At 43.8% G+C, this 17,208-nt stretch carries 11 protein-coding genes; 7 read left to right on the top strand and 4 right to left on the bottom strand.

Going from position 1 to position 17,208, the window contains the following annotated elements:
* Positions 1 to 57: 57 nt before the first annotated feature.
* Positions 58 to 267, bottom strand: a complete 210-nt coding sequence (locus tag OCU90_RS21460) for a hypothetical protein (protein WP_004731601.1) — start codon at positions 265 to 267, stop codon at positions 58 to 60.
* A gap of 950 nt (positions 268 to 1,217) precedes the next feature.
* Here OCU90_RS21460 and OCU90_RS21455 point away from each other — a divergent pair.
* The 6 genes from OCU90_RS21455 (at position 1,218) to OCU90_RS21430 (ending at position 11,145) form a co-directional block, all read left to right on the top strand.
* On the top strand, positions 1,218 to 2,150 hold the full coding sequence (locus tag OCU90_RS21455; protein WP_004731599.1) for a siderophore ABC transporter substrate-binding protein: 933 nt from the start codon (positions 1,218 to 1,220) through the stop codon (positions 2,148 to 2,150).
* Positions 2,151 to 2,249: 99 nt separating this feature from the next.
* Positions 2,250 to 3,203, top strand: coding sequence for an ABC transporter permease (locus OCU90_RS21450; protein ID WP_017094729.1), 954 nt, complete (start codon positions 2,250 to 2,252; stop codon positions 3,201 to 3,203).
* A complete protein-coding gene (locus OCU90_RS21445) occupies positions 3,196 to 4,146 on the top strand; it encodes an iron chelate uptake ABC transporter family permease subunit (protein ID WP_061021922.1) in 951 nt (316 codons plus the stop codon). The genes OCU90_RS21450 and OCU90_RS21445 overlap by 8 nt, the downstream gene beginning before the upstream one ends.
* Before the next feature lie 12 nt (positions 4,147 to 4,158).
* Positions 4,159 to 4,923, top strand: a complete 765-nt coding sequence (locus OCU90_RS21440; protein ID WP_017094730.1) for an iron ABC transporter ATP-binding protein — start codon at positions 4,159 to 4,161, stop codon at positions 4,921 to 4,923.
* 278 nt (positions 4,924 to 5,201) lie between these two features.
* Entirely contained in the window at positions 5,202 to 6,227 is a 1,026-nt protein-coding gene (locus OCU90_RS21435) for an HD-GYP domain-containing protein (protein WP_061021921.1), read from the top strand.
* Complete coding sequence (locus tag OCU90_RS21430) at positions 6,220 to 11,145, top strand: ATP-binding protein (RefSeq protein WP_061021919.1); 4,926 nt, start codon at positions 6,220 to 6,222, stop codon at positions 11,143 to 11,145. The genes OCU90_RS21435 and OCU90_RS21430 overlap by 8 nt, the downstream gene beginning before the upstream one ends.
* Positions 11,146 to 11,293: 148 nt before the next feature.
* On the opposite strand, the gene OCU90_RS21425 is transcribed toward OCU90_RS21430, so the two are convergent.
* The gene (locus tag OCU90_RS21425) at positions 11,294 to 12,184 is read right to left on the bottom strand and encodes a LysR family transcriptional regulator (protein ID WP_017082005.1); all 891 of its coding nucleotides are present in this window, start codon (positions 12,182 to 12,184) and stop codon (positions 11,294 to 11,296) included.
* A gap of 227 nt (positions 12,185 to 12,411) precedes the next feature.
* On the opposite strand from OCU90_RS21425, the gene OCU90_RS21420 reads away from it, so the two are divergent.
* Positions 12,412 to 13,587: an MFS transporter gene (locus tag OCU90_RS21420; RefSeq protein WP_054545657.1), complete on the top strand. Its 1,176-nt coding sequence runs from the start codon at positions 12,412 to 12,414 to the stop codon at positions 13,585 to 13,587.
* Between the two features lie 267 nt (positions 13,588 to 13,854).
* Here OCU90_RS21420 and OCU90_RS21415 read toward each other — a convergent pair whose 3' ends face one another.
* On the bottom strand, positions 13,855 to 16,611 hold the full coding sequence (locus tag OCU90_RS21415; protein WP_061021917.1) for an immune inhibitor A domain-containing protein: 2,757 nt from the start codon (positions 16,609 to 16,611) through the stop codon (positions 13,855 to 13,857).
* A 55-nt stretch (positions 16,612 to 16,666) separates the two neighbouring features.
* The gene (locus OCU90_RS21410) at positions 16,667 to 17,002 is read right to left on the bottom strand and encodes a hypothetical protein (RefSeq protein ID WP_061021915.1); all 336 of its coding nucleotides are present in this window, start codon (positions 17,000 to 17,002) and stop codon (positions 16,667 to 16,669) included.
* Positions 17,003 to 17,208: the final 206 nt, after the last annotated feature.

The following is a 17,208-nucleotide window of genomic DNA, read 5'->3' as shown; positions in this document are numbered from 1 at the left end:
ACATCTTTTACATCTTTGGGACTAAACGGTGTTTCTTTTTGTAGCCTTTGGGAAATGCTATAGGAGTGTGAAATGTCCTAGGGTGTTTCCGTTGCCTGAAACAATAGTTCCGATGCTTTCTCGTTCATTAAATTCAAAATCGATGAGATAACTGTGATGTTGTAGCTTGGGCAATATGTGGCGGTGGAGTATATCGCTATTGAGCTGTCGAATCTCTGTGACCCATGAAATTTCTTCTTTGTGTAAGTCTATTTTAATCTTGAGCATTTATTACCTTTTAGTTTATTGACTGATTTGTCGCGTGATAGTTGGTACCAATGGGTTTGTCGTGTTGTTCTGCGTGACATAACTGTGCCTTGTGTTTATTACATTTATATTTAAGTGATCGATCTATTTTGACTTCGCTAGCAAAAGAGCGAATGACGATAGATCGGTAGTGAGGATCGAATTTAAAAGCTATTGAATGACTATCTAGGTGAAAGCTGACGCAGAGATGGTGTAACGAGGAAATCGAGAACTGTCTTTGAGGAACTTGGACTTACTTTAGCATTAACAGCTCTATAGATTAGAGCCAAGTGGCGCACTATACGCCTAGTTTTTTGAATTGCAACTCTATTTTTAATTAAATTTAAAAATATTTTTGAATGATTTGCCGTCGCTTGTTGAGAGTTAAATGAGCGAAGGACCGATAATTTGACCATGATACCTGACCGATGTTTGGCTTTGCACCGCTTTGTGTTCTTTGTCATTAGTGGTTTTATTTATTCAGCTAATTTAGTGATGATTAAGCCTCTGTTATATATGATCTTTACATTGTAAATTTCAATTCGTGACTCCGAGGTTTAGCGTTGTAATTCTGGGGTTTAACGTTGTAATTGCAGGGCTCTCGAGCACTTTTCCCATCAGTTTATTCTTCAGATTGATGATCATTTTCCTCTTCGCGTCTTTTTGTTATTTCTGATCCCTAGTATCTCTCCTGACTACGCAAAATATGAATACTCACTTTTACATTTCTGAATAATAAAGTTGTTGTGTCGCCAGTTTAACGCAAATATAATTGATAATAGTTCTCACTTGCGTTACGGGTTTGTTATCAAAGCAATGACAGACTTTAAATTATCGTTATTTAGCCGTTGTGTACGCCCCATGCTCGCCTATGAGTAATGTGACTTTCATTGTCATGAGTGGTGGTTAGTATCAATGGCAAAGGAAGAAATATGAAGAAAACAATCAATTCAGTTCGCCAGTTGTTAAGCGGGCTTGCCATCGTTCTTGCATCATCATTACTGATGACCGCTCAAGCGAAAACCGTGACCATTGAACACGTAAAGGGCACGGCGCAGTTTACTGAAGTACCACAGCGCGTTGTGGTACTTGGCTTTGGTAGCTTGGATGTGCTTGATCAAATTGGTGTACAGCCAGTTGGTGCGCCTCATAGCTTGCTGCCCGATTACCTAGCTTCGTACAAAGAAACGACAGCAAATACAGGATCATTGAGTGAACCTGATTTTGAAGCTATCTACATGTTGAAGCCTGACATCATTATCGCGGAAAACCGCATGCTTAAGGTTTACGACAAGCTGGCACAAATCGCTCCAACGGTCATGTTCTCTATTGAAGGTGATAAATACTGGGCTGATGCTCAGCAAAACTGGCGCGCGCTAGGTGACATCTTTGGTAAGCAAGCTGAAGTAGAAGCGATCATCAAAGAGACTCAAGCGTCTATCACGGCGGTAAACGACAAAGTCGCGTCTGACGAAACGTCAGCAATGATGCTGATGAACAACGGCAACAACATTGCGATGTTCAATAAGGGCAGCCGCTTCTCGATCATTTTTGATGATTTTGGTTTCGAGGAGTCAAAGAGTGCGACAGTGGCTCCAATTAAAGGGACTCACGGCAACCTAATCTCGTTCGAATACATTGCTGACGCAAAACCTGAAGTGCTTTACGTTCTTGACCGCGAAAAAGCGATTGGCAAATCAGAAGGTCGCGCACAACAGCTGTTTGATAACCCATTAGTTGCGGCGACACCTGCAGCGCAGCAAGGCAACATCGTTTACCTTGATTCAAGTGCTTGGTATTTGGCGGGTGGTGGCGTGACAGCGATTCACAGAATGTTGGGTGATATTGAACGAACGATTCAATAGTCATCAATCATCAGATTTTTGGGCTTATAAGAGCGTTCTTATAAGCCCTTTTTCACTTTTCATACGGACTTAAAGAGCCCTACCTTTAGTATTATTTCTATGTTGAAACCCATTGCCGCTGCTGTATTTCTTGTTGTGTTATGCGTTATGTCATTGATGATTGGAGTCGCTGAGATCAGTTTTAGCGACTTCTTCAATGGCAACCAACACGCCAACTCTATTTATGTTGTTAGTCGAATCCCTCGACTGTTCGCGATTGTGCTTGCCGGTGCGGGCTTGAGTGTCGCTGGCTTGATCATGCAACAGATCGTGCAGAACAAGTTTGCCGCGCCTTCGACTATGGGCACCATTGACTGCGCCATGCTTGGGTACATAGTCGGCATTCTGGTTCTGGGCAATGCTGCGCAATGGAGCTACTTAGGCTTTATCTTCGCGTTTGCGGTTTTCGGAACCATGCTATTGGTCCGTTTTCTACAACACCTGAAGTTCAAGAATGCGGTGTTGGTGCCTTTGATTGGCATCATGTATGGCAACGTTGTTTCGTCTCTAACAACTTTTATTGCTTATAAGTACGACTTAGTACAAACCATGTCGGCATGGACAATGGCGAACTTTGCGAGTGTGTTGCAAGGCAGCTATGAAATTCTTTACCTCGCAGTGCCTGCTTGTGTGTTGGCTTACTACTTCGCGAGTCAGTTCAGTGCAGCGAGTATTGGCGAGAGCTTTGCGAAAAACATCGGCTTGAATTATCAGAAGATCGTCTTCATTGGTGTTGCATTGGTCGCTATCTGTGCCTCTTCTGTAGTGATGATCGTCGGTGTTATCCCATTCCTTGGCCTTATCGTGCCGAATATCGTGTCGCTGATGATGGGCGATAACATGAAGAAGATTCTGCCTTGGACAGCCTATTGGGGCGTGATCTTGGTATTGGTTTGTGACTTGTTAGCTCGAATCGTCATCTTCCCTTATGAGATTCCAATCTCGATGGTAATCAGCATCTTTGGTGGCTTGATTTTTATCTACCTAATCATGAGAGACAAGTCGAATGCGTGATTCAGTAAAAATTGCGATTCTGACCATCGCGTCTTTGTGTATGGCGGCAGTATTTGTGGGGCAGGGACTTACGTGGGATAACTATGAGTTCTTCTTGTCTCTGCGACTACCCAAACTGATTTCGATTGTGTTGGCGGCGGTGGCGATCTCTGCGTCGTCGTTGGTTTTCCAAACCATCACTAATAATCGAATTCTAACCCCATCCATCTTGGGCTTTGATAGCTTGTATATGCTGGTTCAAACGGTACTTCTGTTTGTGTTTGGCAGTACCAGTTTCTGGGTGATTGATTCAATCGCAAATTTTTCGATGTCTGTAACTGTGATGATCTTGTTCTCGTTTGCTCTGTTCCATTTCTACTTTAAGAGCAAGCGAAATAACGTTTTCACACTGCTTTTAATAGGCATCGTGTGTGGCAGCGTATTCTCGAGCTTAGCGAACTTCCTTGCGATGTTGATTGATCCCAATGAATTCGCGGTGCTGCAGAATGTGATGTTCGCAAGCTTCAATAACGTGAAAGGCGAACTGGTTTACCTTAGCCTTATTCCATTAGGTTTGAGCTTGCTTGGCCTGTGGTTGTTAGCGCCTAAGCTTGATGTACTTTGGCTTGGTGTTGATAACGCAACAAGCTTGGGTGTGAACACAAAACGACTGACTCAGATTACCTTGGTGATTGTGTCAGTGATGGTCGCGGTATCGACTGCTTTGGTTGGCCCTGTGTTGTTCTTTGGTTTAATCACCGTGAGCTTAGCTCGCCAGACATTCCGATCTTATCAGCATCGTGTGCTTATCATCGCAAGCAGCTTGTTAGCGGTCGTTCTATTGGTTTCAGGCCAGTGGTTTATAGAAAAAGTAATGGCGTTTGAAACCACAGTGAGTGTGATCATTAACTTGGTCGGTGGTTTGTATTTTATGTTCTTGTTGTTACGCACCAGAATTCAGTAAAGGTAGTAAGTAGTGATTAAATTAACAGGTTTAACTAAGAAGTATGGCAAGTCACTCGTGGTTGATGATGCCAGTGCTATGTTCCCGAAAGGAGAAGTGACTTCTATCATTGGCCCAAATGGTGCGGGTAAAAGTACACTGCTTTCTATGGCGAGTCGCTTAACCGAAAGTGATGCGGGCGAGGTCGTTATCGGCGATAAATTACTGGCTGAATGGGATACCAAAGAGCTAGCCAAGCACCTTGCCGTCTTAAGACAGTCAAACAACATCAATATGCGATTTACGATTCGTGAGTTGGTCTGTTTTGGTCGTTTCCCACATTCTCAAGGCCGCTTGAAAGACGAAGATCATAAGATCGTCGATACGGCGTTAGAGCACCTTGGTATTACCGATATTCAAAACAAATACCTAGATGAGCTCAGTGGCGGTCAGCGTCAGATGGCGTTTATCGCGATGGTTGTGGCGCAAGATACAGATTATGTTTTTTTAGATGAGCCTCTGAATAACCTTGATATTAAACACTCGGTTGAAATCATGCAGACGCTGCGTCGTTTAGCGCATGAGTTCAATAAAGCGGTCGTTATCGTGATTCACGACATCAACTTTGCTTCTTGCTACTCGGATAACATTGTTGCGATGAAGAAGGGCCAAGTGGTTAAGTCGGGTAAGGTCTCTGAAGTGGTTGAAAAGTCAGTGATGGAGTCTATCTATGAGATCCCCTTTGAGATTCGTGAGTTCGATGGCGTTCGAATATGTATGTATTATTCAGGTCGTTAGATTACTGGGTCTCTAGCCTGCTTAACCCCTTAGTTAACGAAATGAAAAGAGCTCCTCATATGGGAGCTCTTTTCGTATGGTTCATATGTCCAAGACAGCATATTCCCTCTTGTGTTATATGCTAATCTCTGCCATATTTTTGACATCAAACCGTTAGTTTGATGTCACTCGAAGATCGACTCTTCATTTTTAACAATCATTTGTCATTTTCATGTTGAGAGGTACGAAAACCCATCTACACTATGTTTATAACTGTTTGATTTTTATACGAGGTGTCAATGAGTCGTAAACCTATAGTGTTAGTCGTGGATGACACCCCAAGTAACTTAGATGTGTTAACGGCAATCCTCAAAGATACCTATCAAGTTAAGGTCGCGATTAACGGTACTATCGGTATCAAAATAGCGAAGATGGTGCCACAGCCAGACCTTATTCTCCTTGATATCATGATGCCTGACATCGATGGCTACGAAGTGTGCCGTCAATTAAAAGCCCAGCCAAATACTGCGCATATCCCCATTATATTCGTTACCGCAAAGATTGGTCCTGAAGCCGAAGTAAAAGGCTTGTCCTTAGGTGCTGTTGATTATTTAACGAAGCCAATTACACCTGAAATTGCACTACAACGTGTAAAAACCCATATTGCTCTTTATGACCAGCAACGAGCTTTGTTTAGTCAGGTGAAAGAGAAAACCCAAGAGATCAATCTCGGCAAACTGGAAACGCTCAACATATTGGGTAGAGCGGCTGAATTTAAAGATAACGAGACGGGCATGCACGTTATGCGCATGAGCCATTATTGCGAGATATTAGCCAAAGCCTTGGGCATGACAGACGAAGATGCCGAGACTTTGCGTGATGCCGCGCCAATGCATGATATTGGCAAGATTGGCATTCCTGACAGTGTGTTACTGAAGCCAGGGAAATTGGATGCCGATGAATGGACTACCATGCAGAAACACGTCGAGTTCGGTGTTGAAATCCTTGGTAGGCAGGGCGACTCCAAACTGATGCGTATGGCCATTCAAGTTGCGCAGTATCACCATGAAAAGTGGGATGGCAGCGGTTACCCAAACCAGATCGCGGGTGAAGAAATTCCTTTGGTGGGACGTATCGCCGCGGTTGCTGATGTGTTTGATGCCCTAACAGCAGAAAGACCCTACAAAAAAGCGTGGAGTGTCGATGAAGCATTGAGCTTGTTCGAAGAGCAAAAAGGCAAACACTTTGACCCTAAAATTGTAGAGCTCTTGTTCGAAAACTTACCTCGTATTCTAGAGATTAAAGAGCAGTTTAAAGATGAGTGATCGCTTAATGTTGTCGCTTAATCGTTTTGTTGTCTCTCTTGTCATTGGTTTATTGTTGTGGCCGTTGGTCATTCGTAGTGTTAATGCCGTTGAAGTGACCGATGCCGAGTTAAATCAGTGGCTTGAAACACAACCTACCATCACCTTTATTGCGCTTTCTGATCATTACCCTTACTCATTTATCGATGATGATGGAAAGGTTTCAGGGATCATCAAAGACTGGGCATTAGATCTTGAGAATCGATTTGGTGTTCATACGCGATTTATCAGCGTGGACTCACGTATTAAGGCCAAAGACGCTTTGTTAGAAGGGCGAGGGGATGTGTTCCCTTTCCAACAATTTGACCCCAGTGAAGGTGGCCGTTTTCTAGCGAGTGATCCTTATCTTCCTTATCAGGTCGCAGTGATTGTTCCCATCGACAACAAAATAGATACCAACATCGACCAAACTCAAAAGCGCCGCATCGCGATGGTTAATGAAAATATCGACTTGGAACGAGCTGGCGTCCAATTGAGCTCTATTGAACGAGTGGATTTTGATAACGTTATTGATGCAGTACGTGCGTTAGGGGCTGGCGATGTTGAAGGCATCGTCGGTGAGCCCATTACTACCATGGATCTTGCGAAAAAAATTGGCGTGCATGATCTCGCGGTCAATTATGTTTTGGAGCATTGGAAAAGGTTAGAAGCATCAATGGTGATTCGAACCGATGAGCCAGAGCTGCTGACGCTAATCAACAAACAGATTGAAACCTTCGACGTTGATAACAAGAACCAGATTCTATCAAAGTGGCTAGACAGCTCGCCCTATCGAGTGCCGTTAAAAGGCGTGTTTGGCTTTGGTAACCCTCCGTATATGTACCCAGACAGTACCGCGGTCGGGCTAGAACACGACATTCTTCAGCGAGCACTTAATGATATGGGGTATAAGTTAGGTGACGTTGTCACTCTTCCTCCTAGTGCTGCTAGAAAGGCCATCGATAACAACAACTCCATCGCTTTTGTTTCTGGTGTTCAGTTTGATGATCCTAATGCACACTTTTTAAGTGATAGTGTTATCAATGTTGACTTTGTTCCTGTTTCACTGACTCGCCGCAAACTTAACCTCAAGTCCCAGAAAGACTTGTCGCTAGGGGCGTTACTCTTTGACGAGACTTCTCCAATTAAAAACTCTGTTGAAGTACTGAAGGGCAAGTTAGACATCGATCGTGTCGAAGACTACGAAGGTCTTGAATCGGCATTCTCACAGCTTAGGGCTCAAAATGTTGACCTATTAATGGTTGAACGAAGAGTACTGGAATGGTTCATCACCAATACTCGTTTTATCGAAATGGCTGAGCTCACGTTACATGACGAGTATAAGATTGAGTACCCGATCTATGTTGATTTTAAGAGCGAAGAAATCAGAGACAGCTTTAATGCCGCGATTAAAAGGCTTAAACAGGCGGATGATGGCCTAAACCAAATTATCGAGATGCAGGTTCAGAGTGATCTAAGCCAAGTCCTGAAAAAAGCGAATATTATCGCGCAAATATCCGCGTATTTTATCGTCAATGACCGCTTTGAAGAGTTGACGGAAGTGTTTGAAATTTTCGACACCGACAGTTCTTTTCAGGTGATCACCGCACAAGCGGATAACAATAATCGTCCGATCAAATCTTGGTACATCGGCAACCTAGTTGATGAATACGGAGAGAAGAAAAACACCTCTCACTTTTCGTCAGTTACAAAGATGGCGAATTATCGAACCAAGGGAGGGAGTACCAACTCTGGTTCGATGACTTTCTACTTTGATGTTAATTCGTTAGATCGAAACCATGTTTATTTTCCAGCCGTCGAGCAATTCAGTTCATTCGGTGATTCGGCGAAACGCTATATCGCCGATGTTTACCAAACCAATAATCTGACTGGAGAGATCTTAAACCTAAGCCAAAAAGAGAGGAAGTGGATTAAAGATAATCCGGATGTACGGATAGGTATCGATCCGAATTCGCTGCCTTATGAAGCAGTATCCAATACCGGTGAATACATCGGGATGATTGACGACTATCTAACGTTGATTGAGCAGAAAACAGGGTTAGGCATCAACCATGTAGACGTGGCGAGTTGGTCTGAGACCCGAAGTTTGGTTGATCATCATGAAGTGGAACTGGTCTCTGCAGCTCAAGAGAATCGTTCGTTAGGAGACAACGTCAAAGCAGTCAAAAGCCTGTTTTCAAGCCGTTTGGCTATTGCGTCGAGACGAGATGTAAGCAGCTTAGTGCTTGAAGAAGCTGAGGGTTGGAAAATTGGTATCTTGAAGAACGCGGCAAACACCGACGCGATTGTTGAGAAATACCCAAACGTTGAGTGGGTGGAGGTAGAATCCACGGCTGATGGGCTCAACCGATTGGATGATAAAACCTTAGATGGCATGATCGATACTGTCGACGTCCTCAATTACCTCATTGACTCATTTGGTCACCGTGAGATCGGAATTATCGGACGACTCGATTTTTTCCTTTCACCCACCTTACATGTTATTAAGTCTGAACCTTTGCTTTATTCGATTGTGAATAAGGCGATTGAGAGCATTTCTGCTGAAGAACATCAAAAGATATCGGCGAAGTGGGCAGCGCCAAAAGCGATAGAAAGAATCGATTACGAATTGGTTTATACCATTTCAGGTTTTGCTTTGTTGATCGTTCTACTGATCGTTTTTTGGAATCGAAAACTCGCGAAGCAGATAAGCATTGCCAATGATGCAACAGAGGCACTTAAGAAGGCTCAGGATCAGCTCTACAATATGCTCAATAGCTCTCCAATCGCTGCGAGTGTTGTGTTTGAAGAGAAGGCTCGTTATGCCAACGACACTGCGAAACGCCTGTTTGGGGTTGAAGGTCTGGATCTTGATTCTATCGATGTGGCTGCTATTCATGACTCCTTATCCATTCGGGATGAGGTACACAAGGAACTTAAACTCAATGGCAAGGTGGTAAACAGGGAGTTGGTGCTTAGAAAATCTGATGGAACCCGTTTCGTCGCTTTAGTCAGTTACTATTTGTTTGAGTTAGATGGCGAGATAGCCACGCTATTTTGGGCGTTCGACATCTCTGAAATGAAGCGTCTTAACGAACAACTTGAAGAAGAGAAACAGAGAGCGGATCTTGCAAGCCAAGCCAAGTCTGAGTTCTTAGCGAACATGAGCCACGAAATTAGAACGCCAATGAACGCGATTATTGGTTTGTCTTATCTGGCCATTGGCGAAATATCTAATCCTGTTGCTCGAAACTATATTGAGAAAGTGCACCGTTCGGGGCATTCACTGTTAAGCATCATTAATGACATCCTCGACTTCTCTAAGATAGAGGCGGGACAGCTTGTCATTGATAGCATCCCATTTGATCCCGTGACGACATTCCAAGATGTCATTGAGTTGATGGAATCGAAAGCGGATGAGAAGCAACTTAAGTTGTCTATGTCGATAGATCCAGAGCTAGATACTCCGTTGATTGGCGACCCGTTAAGACTATTCCAAGTCATTCTTAACCTGATTGGTAACGCCATCAAATTTACATCGCATGGGAACGTGACTTTGAATGTTACTCATCTCGAATCCAATGATCGCAGCGTGAGTATGAAGGTGGTTGTTTCCGATACAGGGATTGGCATTTCAGAAGAAAATAGGCACAAGCTCTTTCAAGCATTCAGTCAGGCAGATAGTACTACCACGAGAAAGTTTGGAGGTACTGGCCTAGGGCTAAATATCAGTCAAAAGCTCGTGCAAGCCATGGGCAGTAAAATTTCAGTCGCAAGCGTTTTGGGTAAGGGCAGTGAGTTCTCTTTCGTTCTCACTTTGCCTAGGTCAGATACAGAAGAACTGGCGCACTTTAAATCACAAGAGCTCAAGCTGGATTATCACATCGAGTTCAAAGGGCAAAAGGTATTACTGGTTGAAGACAATGAATTAAACCAAGACCTAGCATTGGCATTTTTAAAGCGATCGAAGTTGAATGCTGACTTGGCCGAGAACGGAAAAGAGGCGGTAGTACTAGCCAAAAATAATGACTATGAAATGATTCTTATGGATCTTCAAATGCCCGTAATGGATGGCTTTGAAGCGACGCGTCAGATCCGTGAGTTTGATTCGCAGGTTCCTATTATCGCGATGTCCGCCAATGTGTTTGCTGATGCGAAGAAAAGAGCAAGAGACGCAGGTGTAACGGACTTCTTAGACAAGCCGATTATCATCGATAAAGCGACTTCTTTGATCATCAAATACATCGTGCCGGAGGTGATGGTAGAAGGGAAGGTAGAGTCGTTAGATGGGCAGGCAGAACAACTCGAAGACCTAACAAGTCAACCTAACAGCATTAATGTGATCAGTGTGTTTTCTCAGCAACGATTTGAACAGCTCACTCATCATGATGCGGAACTTCAAAACAAACTGATTGGGAAGTTCCATAGCAGTGCCCCAAACATGATGGTTGATGCGTTTGATAATTTGGCACAAGACGATTGGATTACGCTTGAAAGAAACCTGCATACTTTGAAAAGTATGGCAGCGTCGATTGGCGGCCTCCGGTTTGCTGATTTGATGGGAGAGTTAGAAGATAAAGCTCACAATCGTTTGTGTGATGAGCAAGCCCTCAGAGAAGGTGAGGCGAGGTTAGTTGAGCTTATTGCAGCAACGGAAAGCCAGATTGTGAAGCCACAAGTAGAATACATGAGTGAAGCGAGTGCGATGGGAGCCGTGGTCAAAGAAGATCAAAGGGTTAAGCTGCTCTCGCTGCTGGAAGCTTATGATAACGATGCAACGCAATACGTGGCCGAGTTACTTGCAGAGTATCCAAGTTCTGCTGCGCTTAACGATGTACAACGTGCGTTAGATAATTATGACTTCGAGCGAGCGTGCGAGGTTCTCCACACCTTGGAATAAGCCGCTTTGCTTCGTCGGTATATTACAGTTGTTGTCTTATCGCTATTACTGTCTGAATAACAAGCACTTCAGTATTAAAGCCTTTAACCTTTTGGGTTAAAGGCTTTAAATTTAATCAACTAATCAACTAATCAACTAATCAACGCTTCTAACCACTCACATTTTGTTTGATCAGATCGATAACTGTATCGTATCGGTGCGGCAGTTTTCTGTTTCGTTTTTGAACCAGATACAGTATTTCCTCAACCTCTACTTTGGGTGGCACAACGTGCAACTTGTCTCTTTCTGGGAAGTGCTCAACGGCGCCAGCCGGTAAGACGGTAAAGCCTAACCCTTTCGATACTGGCAGCAAGATCTGGTGAAGCTGATTGATGTAGCCAGATCTTGGTATTTCATTAACGTTGATGTTCGCGAGATCCTTGTCTCCACATAGGTCGAAATACAAAGACAGGTAGTGAGCAGAATCTGGATGCGCAATAAGGCCAATGTCGTGCAGTACTTGTGGTGTTATCTCTAAGTGAGCCAGACTGCTGTGAACGATGAGGCAGAGTGCTTCTTTACCAATGACTTGGCTCTGATAGTAACTGTCGTTTGGGGAGTGCCTAACAATGCCGATATCGGTGGTGCCTTGGATCAGGTCGTTCAATATCTTTTTGTTTGGAGCTGCTTCTAAGTTAATGCTCAGATCTTGGTGTTGCTGCTGAAGTTCAAGAAGCTTGGGATACAGACGTAAAGAGAGTGAACCCGAACAGGATAGATGACATTGCCCAGCATAAGGATTGTCAAAACTCAGAGATTCGAATAAATCTTCTTGGTCTTTTTCTAGCTTGAGCGCATAGCGATACATAATCCGACCCTGTTCGGTCAGCTCGAAGCTTTTATTTTCTCTCGATAACAGGTCACAATTGCAAGCTTGTTCAAGCTTCTTGATGTGCTGGCTGACCCCTGGTTGTGTCATGTACAACTTTTCAGCCGTTTGGGTGAAATGTCCAACTTCAACCAGAGTCTTAAATGTATTGAGCCAAAGTGGATTGATCATACTCACCTTCAAATGCTAAAGCCTATAAATAACAGAAAATTATTATTATCTTAAGTAATGATAATTTCAACTCTAGCGTCTTAAGTAACGCTAATCAAAGTCATATGGTGGTAACTATTGATATTGGTCTATTGGCCGCTTTGTAGAGTTGCTATGAGTAACAAAGTGTTGCGACTTTGTTGATTATTTGGTCTATTGACCAACTGTGCTCATATTTAGGAACGAAGATGAATAGAAATGTTTGGCTGCTCTCACTGTGTCAGGCCTTGTTGATGACGGGTAACATATTACTGATCTCTGTGATTGGCTTGATCGGCAAGCAGATTGCGCCCAGTGTGAGCATGATTACCTTGCCGGTTGCACTGCAGTTTTTGGGTTTAATGGCAGCCACTATTCCTGCGTCTCTAATTTCAGGTAAGTTAGGGAGAAAGCGAGGATTTAGCATTGGTAATGTGGTTGGCATTACAGGGGCTAGCCTTGCCACTTACGCACTGTCTCAGCAAAATTTCTATCTGTTTTGTTTCGCCACGTTCTTACTTGGGATAGGCATAGGTTTTGGCACGCTTTATCGCTTTGCTGCAATCGAGGTGTGTGATGAAAATGCCCGTCATCGAGCGATATCTATATCGATGGCTGGTGGCGTTTTAGCAGCAGTATTGGGGCCAAACTTGGCGATTATGTCTCAACAATGGTCAGCAGATGGCTTGTACATTGGTGCTTTTGCTTCTTTGATTGGATTGAACATTCTTGCGTTACTCATCTTACAAACCATTCAGTTTCCTAAAGTCTCTTTTAATAGTCAGGCTCCCAAAGCCGATCCTTTAGGTGTGATCGTTAAAGCACCGAACTTTATTGGTGCGGTCTTTGCAGCCATGGTTGCTTACGCTGTAATGAACATTTTGATGACTGCAACGCCATTGGCAATGATTGGCTGTGGTTTTGACTTTACGAAAGCTGCTGGCGTGATTGAGTGGCACGTGTTGGGCATGTTTGTACCTGCATTTTTTACCGGATCACTTATCGAGAGGTTTGGCTCAAGAATGATGATCTTGGCAGGCGGGATTCTGTTCGTCGTCTGTATCGCGATTAACATTCATGGCGAATCTATTTGGCACTTCAGAGCGGCCTTGGTTGTGCTTGGTGTGGGTTGGAACTTCATGTTTATCGCGGCAACAGGTTTGTTTAGTCAGTCCTACCAATCGCAGAATAAAGCTAAGGCACAAGCGTTTAATGAATTTATTGTCTTTGGCTGTGTGACTATTACAGCGATGCTCTCTGGCTGGCTAGAATCGACAGCAGGGTGGCAGAACCTCAATATCTACGTATTACCATTCGTGTTAGCTGTTATCTTGCTGTTCGCATTTAGTGCTCGTAAATCACGCATTCAAAAGCAGCCTGTGTAATGGCTTGTAGAATGGCGGTTTAGTAAATTTGTTACTGTGATTAGAACCTTAGCATCTCGAACTGCGACCAATAAAAAGCCCTACCAAATCGGTAGGGCTTTTGCTTACGGCTTAAATAATAACGTTTCCTTAAAACTGCTGTCTTGGCTCATGCTCGAAGACAACAGTGCTTAAGCTTGCTTGTAAGTACGTGTGATAGAGCCGCGTACTTATTTTGATGGTCTATCGTTTAAGACCTAAGACCTAAAACCTAAGACCCAAGATGAGCTACAGGTCGACTAAAATTGTCTTAGTCGTAATCCCACCTTGGTCATCGATTATCTTCAGTGTCACCTCGTGCTCTCCGTATGAAGGGAAGATTGAAGTGAATGTGCGACCTCGTTTCACCTTTCCGTTTGGAAGTGTCCACTCGGTATCAACAATACGACCATCGCTGTCTGAACTCGTAGACCACATGGTTACCCAGCGACCCAAGTGAATGTACTTCGCGCTCGCTTCTGGAAGGGCGTTTGGAGACTCAACACTCACTACGGAACTAAATGAATCGGTAGCGCCTTTGTCGTCAACAACAGTCAAGTTCACCGTGTACTCACCGGCTTGCTCGTAAGACCAAGTTGGTGCCACTTCGTTACTTGTTGTGCCGTTGCCAAAGTCCCATAGATAACTGACGATCTCACCGTCTTGATCAGAACTGAAGTTACGTGCAGAAACGTTCAGACCAGCAACATTAAGCTCGAAGTTAGCAGTAGGAGCGACGTTGTGTTGGCTTACTTTCGATAAGCGAACCACACCGTATTCGTTGTTGTCACTCTGATTCACAATATCAACGGCTAAGCCAAACTCCGTTAGGATACGTCCTGAATCAGGCGCTTGTGGAGACGTGTAATCTTGGTCGTCAGAAAAGCTAGCATTGCCAACCAAACTGGTATCTTCAAGTACATCATCGTCGCTGTTCACAAGACGCATTGGGGTATGATCTTTGAGTGAAAACGCAGCATCACGAACTTGATAACGAGTTTGAGCGACTTCACCGGATTTTTCCCAAGTCATGGCATTCTGGTCTGCATCGACCACGCCTAACCAACCTTCACCTGGGTGTTTGCCTACCCAGTTATCAGTCAGCGACTCGTCTACGTACCAAATGATCAAACCTGGATCGAATGAGATGAGTTGGCCCATGCGTTTGATGTTGGCTAGGCCTTCATCAACGTCCATGTGGCTACGCCATTGCAGTAGGTAGTAGTGTTGCGCTTGGTGGAATCCATTACTTAGCTTGTAGCCATTTAGGGCGAAGGTGGAGTTGCTTTCTCCATCGTCTATTGAGGTTACTTCACCATCCACGACCACACTGAGGTTATCCAGATAGAAGCCTTCCATCGCCAAGCCACCATCGGTGATGTACTCAAACGAAAGCTCTACTTCTTGGCCTGCCCATTGTGATACGTCAAACTCAGCGTCAATCCACCCGCCAGATTCGCCGCCAATAGCAGGAACGAGGCCTGTATTGTATGGGTCATCCATTGAGGTGATGTTGCCAGCTATTGCTTGTCCGTTGATTAGTACGCGAGCGAAGTCGTAGTCTTTCTCTATTTCATACCACGCTTTGAACGAAAGCAATGCAGAATCACCCGCTGGAATCACCAACTTGCGAGTCATGCTATTTTTCAGATCATCGCCTTTTTGAGAGTGGAATGAATACTCTCCCTCAAAGGGTTTCAGACTTTCAATTTGCTTTTCAGGAAGATCGACCTTAATCATGTTCGGACGGCTGTTATCCGTTGTTTGGAACAGTGTATAAACTTGTGGGTTGTCTTCTAGGTCATCAATCGAGATTTGATCATCGTTAACCCAGCGACCACCAATCGATTTTTGTAGGAAGTGCTTTGCCCAAGAGCTGAATGCCGTTGGTTGTGTGCCACCAATTTTGCCAGCCCAGCTGCCTGAAGACATGATTGACCAGTAAGATACTGGTTCACCCTTGCCTGTGTATTGCGTATCGTACTCGTCTGGTAAGCCTAAATCATGGCCATACTCGTGAGCACAGACACCCGCTGCCGCGTCAATCGGTTGAATGGTGTAATCAAATGCTGCGTATTGGCCACCAAAGCGGTCAGGAAGAGAGCTAGAGGTACCTTCAAGCACATGTGTGCGGCCAAGGTTGAATCGGTGAGACCAGATTGCATCAGGGCCTAATACGCCACCACCGGCTTCTTCGCCCACAGATGCGTGGAACACCATTAGATGATCAATCACACCATCGGGTTCGCGGAAGTTTCCGTCACCGTCGTAATCGTAACGATCTTCAATGTCGTAATCGGCAAGGTTGATACTTGGGTCTTGCGCCAGTTGATTCAGCGCTTCACGAACCAGTTCTTGTGCGTTTAAGTCGTTGTCGGTGGTAGGGGAGTTGCCACCATAGAATGACGCAGGCTTAGAGGCGCGATACCAACCCGCAGCTTGACCTGCAACGCTGTAACTATCACCTGATTCGCTTTGGTAATACTGACGCATCGAGATTAGGTTTTCGCCATTTGGCCCTGTGTAGCCAGAATTTGAAAACAACAACTCTTGATAATGTTCAGGGTTGTAGCTCTCGTAGAGCATTTGCGTGTGCTCTTCGGTCAGCTTGTTATTATCCCAGTTCAAATCAGGGAAATCGACCAACAGAGCGAGTACTTTATCGGTACGCTTGGTGCCGATTTCTAAAGCAAAGACACTCGCTTTTTTAACACCGGATCCTTTTTCGATGGCTTTGAGTATTTTCGCTCGTTGCTCAAGTGCTTTTTTACCGAATTGAGCGTCGCCTTTAAAACCGGAATTGATCTTATTTTTTAAGTAACGGTCAAGTGCGTCGTGCTTTGCCACATCGGTTGCATCTTGGTCGACTAAGCCTTGTCTAACTAGCATTTCAATAAGTTTGTCTTCATTAACAACGCCTAAATCAATAGGTGTTTTTGCATAACTACTGACGCTAAATAGAGTAAGCATTGCTGAAGCCAACAATGTTTTTCTCATCATTTTCATTATATTTCCTTTTTATATTTCCATGTCGATATCAGTATCAACTGCCTTATTCGAATCAGTTGTCCGAGTCTGGCCTAATACACTCTTGTGGTGTCTTATTTAACTGACGTGTGTTTGTTGTATGTTTCGTACTTTCCATCTTTTTTATACTTTCTATTTCTTTTGTATTGGTTGTCTCTTTTCTATTTTTTGAATCAAACTGAGTGCTCTTTACTTTTTTAGCGTTTAGATAGATACGCAAAGCTTCTTGATTGCCCTCATAGGTTAAGCCAGGACAGATAATGCCTCGTTCAATCAATGACTTCAGCAATAGTTCGTCGTTCTCAATAGTGGAAGCCTGTGACAGTGAGGAAAAAATTAGAACCATTAAAGCCATTGTTTTGTGTGACATTTTTATAGCAAGCCATCAGTTTTGATTATGTAACAAAATATATTTATAAAATTAACCAATCAAACGAATAATCATTACAAATCATTATTCGTTCCGGTTTCAACATTAAGAGTTAATATCAAATAAGGATGGTTATTTATTTTATTGTCAGTTATTTAGTAAGGTTGGGTGCATTAATAGCTGATAGTTTTAATATTTAATATCAT

This window comes from Vibrio splendidus (genome assembly GCF_024347615.1).
GTDB classification, from domain to species: domain Bacteria; phylum Pseudomonadota; class Gammaproteobacteria; order Enterobacterales; family Vibrionaceae; genus Vibrio; species Vibrio splendidus.
This window is presented reverse-complemented; position numbering and strand designations above follow the sequence as displayed.

Excerpts from the sequence above, each read along its gene's own strand:
- OCU90_RS21460 (WP_004731601.1), bottom strand. The coding sequence starts at position 267 with ATGCTCAAGATTAAAATAGACTTACACAAAGAAGAAATTTCATGGGTC.
- OCU90_RS21455 (WP_004731599.1), top strand. The coding sequence starts at position 1,218 with ATGAAGAAAACAATCAATTCAGTTCGCCAGTTGTTAAGCGGGCTTGCC.
- OCU90_RS21450 (WP_017094729.1), top strand. The coding sequence starts at position 2,250 with ATGTTGAAACCCATTGCCGCTGCTGTATTTCTTGTTGTGTTATGCGTT.
- OCU90_RS21445 (WP_061021922.1), top strand. The coding sequence starts at position 3,196 with ATGCGTGATTCAGTAAAAATTGCGATTCTGACCATCGCGTCTTTGTGT.
- OCU90_RS21435 (WP_061021921.1), top strand. The coding sequence starts at position 5,202 with ATGAGTCGTAAACCTATAGTGTTAGTCGTGGATGACACCCCAAGTAAC.
- OCU90_RS21430 (WP_061021919.1), top strand. The coding sequence starts at position 6,220 with ATGAGTGATCGCTTAATGTTGTCGCTTAATCGTTTTGTTGTCTCTCTT.
- OCU90_RS21425 (WP_017082005.1), bottom strand. The coding sequence starts at position 12,184 with ATGATCAATCCACTTTGGCTCAATACATTTAAGACTCTGGTTGAAGTT.
- OCU90_RS21420 (WP_054545657.1), top strand. The coding sequence starts at position 12,412 with ATGAATAGAAATGTTTGGCTGCTCTCACTGTGTCAGGCCTTGTTGATG.
- OCU90_RS21415 (WP_061021917.1), bottom strand. The coding sequence starts at position 16,611 with ATGAAAATGATGAGAAAAACATTGTTGGCTTCAGCAATGCTTACTCTA.
- OCU90_RS21410 (WP_061021915.1), bottom strand. The coding sequence starts at position 17,002 with ATGTCACACAAAACAATGGCTTTAATGGTTCTAATTTTTTCCTCACTG.